Origin of the sequence: Marinovum sp. 2_MG-2023, from assembly GCF_030548265.1 — a bacterium.
In the GTDB taxonomy this organism is placed as follows: domain Bacteria; phylum Pseudomonadota; class Alphaproteobacteria; order Rhodobacterales; family Rhodobacteraceae; genus Marinovum.
In genome coordinates this window covers 37330-46692 of record NZ_JAUOSD010000028.1, presented here as the reverse complement: position 1 = coordinate 46692, position 9363 = coordinate 37330, and the positions used below count along the sequence as shown (strand labels likewise).

At 57.5% G+C, this 9363-nt stretch carries 7 protein-coding genes, 1 pseudogene and 1 other annotated feature; of the genes and pseudogenes, 3 read left to right on the top strand and 5 right to left on the bottom strand.

The window, feature by feature from the left end:
• Window positions 1–919 (bottom strand): annotated as a pseudogene (locus tag Q4577_RS20755) (IS3 family transposase); the annotation flags it as partial.
• Window positions 517–632, bottom strand: a sequence feature (AL1L pseudoknot). Its footprint overlaps the pseudogene before it by 116 nt.
• Window positions 856–3300, bottom strand: coding sequence for a DNA methyltransferase (locus Q4577_RS20750; protein WP_303472499.1), 2445 nt, complete (start codon window positions 3298–3300; stop codon window positions 856–858). The pseudogene Q4577_RS20755 and the gene Q4577_RS20750, both read right to left, overlap by 64 nt.
• Before the next feature lie 512 nt (window positions 3301–3812).
• On the opposite strand from Q4577_RS20750, the gene Q4577_RS20745 reads away from it, so the two are divergent.
• Entirely contained in the window at window positions 3813–4589 is a 777-nt protein-coding gene (locus Q4577_RS20745; protein WP_303472497.1) for a hypothetical protein, read from the top strand.
• A 526-nt stretch (window positions 4590–5115) separates the two neighbouring features.
• Window positions 5116–6024, top strand: a complete 909-nt coding sequence (locus Q4577_RS20740) for a hypothetical protein (protein WP_303472495.1) — start codon at window positions 5116–5118, stop codon at window positions 6022–6024.
• Here the strand turns inward: Q4577_RS20740 and Q4577_RS20735 are convergent.
• The 3 genes from Q4577_RS20735 to Q4577_RS20725 form a co-directional block, all read right to left on the bottom strand.
• Window positions 5992–6426 (bottom strand): hypothetical protein, encoded by a 435-nt coding sequence (locus Q4577_RS20735; protein ID WP_303472494.1) that lies wholly within the window; start codon window positions 6424–6426, stop codon window positions 5992–5994. The genes Q4577_RS20740 and Q4577_RS20735 overlap by 33 nt on opposite strands.
• A 205-nt stretch (window positions 6427–6631) precedes the next feature.
• Complete coding sequence (locus Q4577_RS20730) at window positions 6632–7582, bottom strand: asparaginase (RefSeq protein WP_303472491.1); 951 nt, start codon at window positions 7580–7582, stop codon at window positions 6632–6634.
• 90 nt (window positions 7583–7672) lie between these two features.
• Window positions 7673–8731 (bottom strand): AraC family transcriptional regulator, encoded by a 1059-nt coding sequence (locus Q4577_RS20725; protein WP_303472489.1) that lies wholly within the window; start codon window positions 8729–8731, stop codon window positions 7673–7675.
• Between the two features lie 169 nt (window positions 8732–8900).
• Here Q4577_RS20725 and Q4577_RS20720 point away from each other — a divergent pair, with 169 nt between their 5' ends.
• Entirely contained in the window at window positions 8901–9362 is a 462-nt protein-coding gene (locus tag Q4577_RS20720) for a (2Fe-2S)-binding protein (protein ID WP_303472487.1), read from the top strand.
• Window position 9363: the final 1 nt, after the last annotated feature.

The following is a 9363-nucleotide window of genomic DNA, read 5'->3' as shown; positions in this document are numbered from 1 at the left end:
TGATGAATGAGACCACCTTTGTGAACGGGGCGGCGATCATGCAGCGCCTGCTCCAGCGCATCGAGTACAAAATCTGTTTTTGGTGAGCTGGAAACACGCCAGCCCACGATCTTATCGGCGAAGGTATCGATGATAAAAGCGACATAGACGAAGCCCTGCCACGTTGAGACGTAAGTGAAATCGCTTACCCAAAGCATGTTTGGTGCCGGGGCTCGGAACTTGCGGTTCACCTTGTCTTTTGGACATGGTTGGCTCTTATCCGGTACGGTTGTCTTTTGCACCTTTCCGCGAATAACACCCTGAATATCAAGCCGTTTCATCAGCCTGGCCACAGTACAGCGTGCGATAGTGAACTTCTCACGCTGTAGTTGATGCCAGACCTTCCGGATGCCGTAGACTTCATTGTTCTCTTCCCAAACACGTTTAATCTCAGGGCTAAGATCGGCGTCCCGCTTGGCACGATCCGAGGCCAAGTCTGGGTTTTTGATGATCGCTGCATGCGCATAAAATGTGGACTGGGCGATTGGCAAAACCTTGCAAATCGGCTCGACACCCAGGTCATTGCGGTGCTCCTCTATGAAGGTAATCATCGTTTGAACGGGCGGGCGAGCTCCGCCTGTGCAAAATACGCTGAGGCCTTTCTCAGGATCTCATTGGCTTGGCGCAGCTCTCGGATCTCGCGTTCCATCGCCTTGATCTGGGCGCGCTCATCAGAGGTCTGCCCGTCTTTGCGGCCGTTATCGATGTCGGATTGTTTGACCCAACGCCGCAACGTGTCCCTGCCACATCCGATCTTTGGTGCGATTGCCATGATCGCAGCAGATTGATTGGCGTATTCATGCTCGTGTTCCAAAATCATCCGAACCGCGCGGGCACGCACCTCAGTCGAAAATCTGTTGGCTCTGCTACTTTTTTCCATGGGCTCCATCCATACTTACTTTGGAGCCTCCGGCAAACTGGGGGCGGTTTACTCGTCACCGTGGCACGATTGCTGATAATTCCATTTGGCAGATAAGCGCGGTTCTCCGAAGAAGTGCGCGGCACTGTTATCGTCCAGTGTTTTCCTATCCGCATCTCTCGCATTTGATGAGATCGCGACGCCATTTCGTTTGCGCTTTTATCGCGGCTGCCGAGACGCATAACCCTCACCGCCTCAATTCTCTGTCGAATTTGCGGGATTTCTATTGCTTCCGCCGAGTGGCGGTCTTCAATCCAGAGCACATAACGTTCTTTGCCCTGAATGAATTCAGCCGAGCCGTAAATCCGACGGATGAAGCGTTCCCGTTGCGTCTCGGTCAGACCGAGCATCCTTACCTCATCAGCGTTCAACAGCAAGCTGCCGCCATCTACAGGCTTATTCCCAAATTTCATCGCGGGAACCTCGGTCAGGGGGCGACTTGCTTTTGTGACCACAACATTTGGTGCCGCTATGAGATAGGCATTAATATTGTCGGTGCCCTTGATGACCGTCTCGCCGGCATCGTTCAGCGCATACAGCTTACGAACTGGGGCCGCGTGGTTCGACATCCCGATGATCGCCACCGTCACGCCCGCATTGTGACTGGCAAGATTTGCCCACTTGAAACTGGTATGTGCAAAGGTGATCCGATGGCCTGTGTCAAAAATCGGCGGCCACAGTATAGGAACCTGCTGTCCTTGACAGATCGAGTTGGTGGATACGAATGCTGACACAGTTCGAACGTGAGGCCCGTAATTCGCAGCTTGCATGAACCAGCCCGCAACGTAGTCGAGTGACTTCCAGCTCTTCGTTATCCTCCCGAATATGCTTTGTAGATCGGCCTTCTGTTCAACGTTTTGCCACGTGCTGCCAAGGTAAGGTGGATTCCCGCAGATATACGTCTCGAATCCCTCGCCACTTCCCTCCAGGTTCAACCGCCCCGTCGGCCCGCCCAGATCCTGCTCCTCCGGTGAGACCGTCACCGGCGGGCAAACCTCCTCCCAATCGATCCGAAGCGCGTTGCCCGTCACGATGTTGCCCGTCGCATGGAGCGGCAAGACCAGCGCCCGGGCCTCCTGCTGGCCGATGAAACGCACGTCGCACTGGAACTCGGCAATCAGCAGCGACAGGCGGGCGATCTCGGCCGCGAAGCTCTTGATCTCGATCCCGTAGAACTGGGTGAGGGAGATGGCCGAGCGCTCCAGCGCCTCGCCCCGGCGGCGCATGATCTCATCCTCGATCTCGCGCATGCGGATGTAGGCGATGACGAGAAAGTTGCCCGATCCGCAGGCCGGGTCGAACACCCGGATGCGCGACAGGCGCTGGCGTAGATTGAAAAGTTTACGCTTGTTCGTGCCCGCCGCCTCGAGCTGCTCGCGCAGATCGTCGAGGAAGAGCGGGTCCAGCACCTTCTGGATGTTCGGCACCGAGGTGTAGTGCATCCCCAGCTCGCCACGCTCATCATCGTCGGCGACGGCCTGGATCATCGAGCCGAAGATGTCGGGATTGATCGTCTTCCAGTCAAGCTCCCCCGCCCGCAGCAGGTAGGCGCGCGAGGTGCGGGTGAAGGTCGGGCAGCCGATGTCGTCCTTGAAGAGCCCGCCGTTCACGTAGGGAAAGACGTCGGCCCAGGATTTCACCCCGGCGCGCGCGCCCTTGCGCGGGTCGTGGTTCATTGAGCGGAACAGCTCCAGCAGCACGTCGTGGGTGTTTGAACCGTCGGCCTCGGTCATCTGGCGCACAGTGGCCGTAAAGAGGTCGTCGCCGTTGAAGATGCCGGTGTCCTCGGCGAAGAAGCAGAAGATCATACGTGCCATGAAGCGGTTCAGATCGCTGCGCTTACCCGCTGACTGCCAATCGGGGTTGTCTTTGAGGATCTGGATGTAGAGACGGTTGAGCCGTCCGGTCGCCTTGATGTCGATCGGGTTGTTCTTGACCTCCTTGACGGTGGAGATGCCTGCGAGCGGGAGGAAGAACCCGAAGTGGTTGCCGAGGTCGGCCAAGGGGCCGGAGGCGACGTCGCCCGAGATAATTTCCTCGGCCTCGAAATGGGCACCATCGGCGGCCAGGATGAACTTGGCCTTCTGGCGTTGGGTCTGTGCGCTGGCGCGCAGATTTGCCAGGGTTTCGACCGTCTGGCCCTCGGGGGCGACAGCGATATGAATGTTGTTGCGCTGAAGGACGCCGCCGACGTCGGACTTGTTGGTGTTGCCGGTCCGGAGACGCTTGATCGTCGCCTCTTTGTTGCCGAAGGCTGCGAGGAAGCTGAACGGGAACTCAGCGGCATCGAAAGGGGCCTCAGCCAGCGCGGATACGGCTTCTTCGATCTCGACGGCATTCATAAGCGCGATTCCTCCCTGCTCTCGTTTTCGGCAAGGATTGCATGATTTTGCAGGAGGATACCACGTCTCATGCGCGTTCAATCTTGGGGCGTATGAGGTTGATGCGCACAGCCGCCCCTTTGGCTCCTCATTTTGCAAAGTTGACCTGAGCTTTCCCTCTGGGGTTCTACCCTTTTTCGTAGGTTCCCTCAGGTTCCCGATAGGAATTCGGATAAGTTCACAAAGGGTTAAGTGAGGTCGCTGGAGAATACGACGGAATTTAATCGGGAATGACGGGTAATTCGGGCGCGCACGGGGATTTCTTTCGCAATTTTCACGGATTTGCATGACGGGATTCACGGCCGTCCCTGCGCAGACTACGGCAGTCCAAGCGGATACCACGGATATACAGGCAGAAAGTTTGGGTGGTCCTGCATTTTGCGCGGGTCTCTCTGGGGCATAGATCCTCTTCGGATCAACCGAAGGAGATGCTGATGTCCAGTCCGCGCCACTACAGATGCGAAGAGAAGGTAGTGCAACTTCTCGAAAAAAGGAAACTGAGCCTGAACGCACTTCGCCTCGTTCATGCGACCTATCACCATCTCGACAACCACCCTGGATGGACGCCCTCTCATATGAAATTGACCGACAAGTTCGGCAATGAGCGGATTTGCACCGCGCTCTGCTCGATCCTCTGTGCGACGACAGGATCACCGGGCGCGAACGACATCAGCATGATCCGTCAAGGGATGCGGGACGTGGAGAACGCAGACCTGTTTCGCGTATTGGAGTTGAATGGTCGCCGGGTGAGGTTCAGGTATAGCTCTGCACTCGCCGACGCGACGACACCCTATACAAAGGCGAAATTTGCTATTCTGGATTGCGGGATCATCGCGCAACTCCGGTCCCCTTGGCAGATCGAATTCTACACCCGCGCAGAGATGGTCCAGCGCCAGCGACACCCAATGTTCTACCTGCCTCGGGTCTGTCCGGAAAAAGAGCCTTGGAGCGAGACAAAGCGCAGGTGGTTTTCTGCGGCCAGCCGCGTCGGCGACATTCTCGGGCATCACTACGTCTTCATCCCCGAACTCGACGAACTCTGCGAACATGTAGCGCGGGTAAAGGTGAAGATCGTCCATCAGCGGACGCAATGGTCGGAAGGCCGCCTGTTTCCTCGCCGAGCCGCCGAGCCTGTCAGCATCGTTGCCAACGGGAAGAGCCAGACACTTACACGACAAGATCTCACCAGGAGGAAAAACTGGACCCGGGTAGCGGGACCGGTTCCGGATGCAGCGGGTCCAGTGCAGTAGATGCGTGGCAGAAAGGCGCGGTTGGGATCGAGCGTCCAGACGCAGGTGTCGAACTCGAGCATGGCGCGGTCGTGGCAAGTCGACAGATCGACGGGCGGCCTGCACTGAAGCCTTGATCAAAGCTGTTTCATGATATGGCCGGTCCGCGCACCGTCGAACAACAATGCCTTGCCCCCATTACTCGGAGGGTCCGCATTCTGAGAAGCCGTGGGACACCCTGACGCTAAGTCGTTGGTCCGTAAAGCGACAGTTTCTGCCCCGCGTGGGACACCTCGCCCTTTATTCCTTGGGCTTTTGGGGCGGGTGGCATTCCCTTACGGGCTGCCACTTCCCCATGTAAGCCATTGATCTTACTGCGGAAACTTTAGGCGCCAAAAACCTACTACAGAACTACTACAGCAAACAGATCGCCCTTTTGACCCGTCGAAGCCTCTGCGAAGCGATCACGCATTCGTGAACGCCTTGCTTGCGTCAAGCGTCGGCAAGTCTGCATAGTGAGGCAAAGCATTGGTCGAAGGGCGTCGGAATGAGCGATGAAGGTCAACCCGAAGGTTTCTACCTTCCAACGGCATCTAGCACATGCACCCAAACCTATTGGCAATTTTTGTCCGCATATAAGGAAGCGATTGATTTCTTCTTCTTTACGCTCAACCTAGCACATAGGGCAGATGATGTTGCTCTTACGGCTGCGAAGGCGCTAATCGACCTTGAAACGGACGAAGAAAAGAAAGCGCGTCTTCAAACCCACATCGAAAACCCAGTTCGCGTAGCGAAAGAACTACATCGCTTTAGTGAAATTAGTTCGAAGAACATTTCAACAAGCATCGCTGACAGCTTCCTTTGGTATATCTCAAATATCATACAGCAAGCTATGAAGAGAAAGCCAGAGATCATAAAATCTGGAGAAACCGTTAAGATAGAGGAAATCTTCAACTATCCAAGCCGTCGAGAACTACTCAACTACCTGATAGACAGAAAAATAAATACATTGTCCTACGGCGGTCTTAAGCAAATCGAAAAGTTTATTTCTGAGGCGCTAAACATTGATCTATTCAGCACAGAGAAGGACAGAAACCTTCTCAGAATTTTCATCGAAGTTAGAAATATTCAAACCCACAATCGGGGATATGTTAACCGAATTTTTCTTGATCGCGTCGAAGATTTGCTTCCGAGTTCCCATTTCAAATTCAAAGAAGGGAAGAAGGCGCATCTAGACTTTGACGACCTTAGCATGATTTCGAAAGTTTGCGTCACTACTTCGCTGGACCTAGACGCGAAAACTGCACAAAAGTTTGGAATAAAACGAAAGAGAATTTCAACGTGGTTGAAAGATAAAACGAGCCCCCCGAAACCTTGCAGTAACGGGGGGCAGGCAGCTTCCAAGTTGGCCCAAGGAAGATCTTCAGAAACAGGCGGCTGGGATGCCCACAAGTAGCGCGTCGGGGTTGTCAAAATAGACGCCCGCAGAAACAGCCGCTTGGCGCAAGGTCTGCCCTTCGGCGACCCTGACAACCTGACAGGCCGGGAAACCCCGCATTGGGTCGGTTTTCGCGGCCCCTGCAAGCCATTCGATATGCGCCGCCCGGTCGGACAACAGGGGTTGCCCTTCTGGCGTTGCAAAGGCGGCTACGGGCGCATCATGGTCCACAAGCAAGGGCAAACAGCCCAAGGCGATAGCCGCCGACAGGTCGGGCAACACGTCGTCTAGGGTGACGGTTACGAACTCGCTGTAAGGGCTGCGCTTGATCGTATCGCCCATCGGGCTGCGGCTGTCTTGCGACGAAGCCGACAGCCATGCCGACAGTTCTTGCAATTGAATTTCGGCCAAAGTCGGCATGATTATTCCGCCGCTACTTCGGGCGCAATCAACGGCGCATTTACGTCAACGCGCGAAGCTGTTGCGCGGTCGGCAAGGCTGGACGTGAATATTGCTTGACCCAACTTACGAAGGCCGGTTTCCATGCGGTCGGCTACTTTACCTACAGCAAGCGCGTGGTTCATGTGGGCAATGTCGTCAGGCGCGAACGTTTCAAGCGCCCGTGTCACATGCCCCGTTCGCCGCACAAAGCACGTTCCAGGTATGCACGTTGCGCCGGATAGTCGCGGTGCAATGACAAGGCAAATTGCATTTTGACATAGGCCATTTCCAACGTCGTATCGCGCCCGTCGATCACATCGCAATCGGGCAAGATCTGGCCCGAGGCATAGGTGCCAAACCGCATGCCGCCTTCGGGGCATTGGCTGATCGCGATTACAGGGATCTTTCGGGATTGGGCTGTGGCCAAGGCGCGGCGCAGCGCCGCTGTGTCGGGCGCGGTGCCAGAGCCATAGACCCGCAGGACAATGCCGTCACATTGGCTACAGCCATAGTCCATCAGGGCGCTGCTGCCCCCCGGTGTCACCGTCAGAACCGCGACATTGCATTGGTCAACACGCTGAAGCACCGGTGCCGCCGCGGCAATTCGCGGGGCCACATCGCTGGACGCCGCACAAAAGGCATTTGGCGCCGTTGAATGCGCCTTTCGCACCCGCCCGCCATGCAACAGCTGACCGGCGAATTGCACCCAGATACCGGGCTCGGCATGTTCCGCCGCGTGCAGTGCATCCGCAAGATTGCCCCAACCGTCGCTGTCGGGCACGGTCAATGGCACCATCGACCCGGTCACGATCACCGGAAGTGTCACACCCGGCAAAGACAGGCACAGCGCGGCGGCCGAAAACGCCAGCGTATCGGTGCCATGGGTCACCACCACCGCGTCATATTTGCCCTCTGCGTCAAACACCTGTGCGGCGATGGCGGCCCAGTCTTTGGGGGTCGCTTCGGAACTGTCGATCAACGGGTCCATCGTCACAAGCTCGACCAAGGCGGTGACCCGGCCATCCGCGACCATGCTGGCCACTGCCGCCTCGACCACGCCCGCCTTGGGGGCGAAGCCGGCCTCGGTGGCGGCCATGCCAATGGTGCCACCGGTATGGATCAACAAGATGCGCATGTTCTTCCCCTGGATGTCGTCCCGGTCGCACCCGGCATTGCCGCGAACCCTAGCCACAGACCCCAAGACGGTCAAACCCGAACCATCCGATCAGGCCGACCGCCCTACAGACCGTCCCACAGACCGCCCTGCCCCGCCGAGCGCACCAACCAAATCCAAGCGGCATTGCATCGGTGTCTGACCGGTCCAGCCGCGAAACGCCCGAAAGAAAGAATTCGGGTCCGCAAACCCCAGAAGAAAGGAAATTTCGTCAAAACTGATGTCGGCCCGCGCCAGGTAATGCAGGGCCAATTCCCGCCGCGTGTTGTTCAGAATGGATTGAAACGGAATGCCAATTTCGGACAATCGCCGATGCAAGCTGCGTTTTGACAGGTTCAGCCGGGTCGCGACCACATCGGCATTGGATTGGCCGCTGGGCAACAGTTCCAAAAGCACCTGACGCACGCGGGTGTCCAGGGTCTGAACAGAGCCAAGATCCCCCAATTGCCGCCGCAAATCAGGCTCGAACACCGCCCAAAGCGCCGGATCACGCGACAACAACGCCAGCCCCGCCACATCGGGTGGCAAAAGCAGCTCTGCGAATGGTCCCGCATCTACAGGGCATCCCAGATACCCGGACAGCGCGGTTTGCAATCCATGCCCCGCCGGCAATCGCGCGGCCAGGGCGGTGATGTCCTGGCCGGTATGATTGCGCAGCAACTCCATGACATAGACAATTTCGAACGCCGCCATGGCGGGGGGATGCGGCAAATCGGGATCAGGCGAGCGCAGGGTGACCGTAAACCCGTCTGGCACGTGGCCACTGTCCAACAGCACCGGCCCCACCAGCGGTTTGAACTTGGCCAGCCGTTCCAACCCGGTCCCGACATCGGGACTACAGGCAAAGGCAAAACAGGCCGGCGCAAACCCGATGCGCGCCGCGAACCGCGCCAGATCCAGCGGCATGTCGGGTTTGTCCACCTCGACCTCGACCGCAGCCCAAAGCGCAAACACCTGCTCTATGGTGGCGCCCCTGTCTTCGCCGGAAAACATGTCAGGCGACAGGCCCGCCCGCAGGCAAATCCGCTCTGGCGGCAGATCCAGATACTGGCACAGCCGCAGGACGGTTTGGCCAACCTGATACCGCGCGCGCGAAATTGGGGGGGACATCATCATGGCCAGAAGGATTGCACCGCCGCCCGCGCGGGGGAAAGACTGCAAACCGCCCCTGGCACGATTTGTTTGTCGATTGGCACGATTGGTCACTCGTCGTCGCGGCTTTGCCTGCTATCTATCCCTTAGCGAATGATTGAAATTCAGCCAAGGGGCAGCGTCGGACATGAAGCTTACGGTAGATGGTGTGGCACATGAAGTGGATGTCGAAGACGACATGCCGCTGCTTTGGGTGCTGCGTGATGAATTGAAACTCACCGGCGTGAAATACGGCTGTGGCATTGCGCAATGCGGCGCGTGCACGGTGCATCTGGATGGCGCGGCGGTGCGGTCCTGTCAGATTGCGGCCGGGGATGCCGAGGGCGCAGAGGTGTTGACCATTACCGGGCTGGGCCAGCCGAACGCGCTGCATGCGGTGCAGGCCGCCTGGGTCGAACATCAGGTGGCGCAATGCGGCTATTGCCAGTCCGGTCAGATCATGCAGGCCGCCGCCCTTCTGGAAAATGATCCAGCCCCCACAGACGAGGTGATCGACATAGTGATGTCCGGCAATCTTTGCCGGTGTGGCACCTATCCCCGCATTCGGGCTGCGATCCATACCGCCGCCGCACAAATGAAAGAGGCATGAG

Coding starts and splice junctions, on each gene's coding strand:
- Q4577_RS20730 (WP_303472491.1), bottom strand. CDS start 7,582: ATGCGCATCTTGTTGATCCATACCGGTGGCACCATTGGCATGGCCGCC.
- Q4577_RS20720 (WP_303472487.1), top strand. CDS start 8,901: ATGAAGCTTACGGTAGATGGTGTGGCACATGAAGTGGATGTCGAAGAC.
- Q4577_RS20725 (WP_303472489.1), bottom strand. CDS start 8,731: ATGTCCCCCCCAATTTCGCGCGCGCGGTATCAGGTTGGCCAAACCGTC.
- Q4577_RS20740 (WP_303472495.1), top strand. CDS start 5,116: ATGAGCGATGAAGGTCAACCCGAAGGTTTCTACCTTCCAACGGCATCT.
- Q4577_RS20735 (WP_303472494.1), bottom strand. CDS start 6,426: ATGCCGACTTTGGCCGAAATTCAATTGCAAGAACTGTCGGCATGGCTG.
- Q4577_RS20750 (WP_303472499.1), bottom strand. CDS start 3,300: ATGAATGCCGTCGAGATCGAAGAAGCCGTATCCGCGCTGGCTGAGGCC.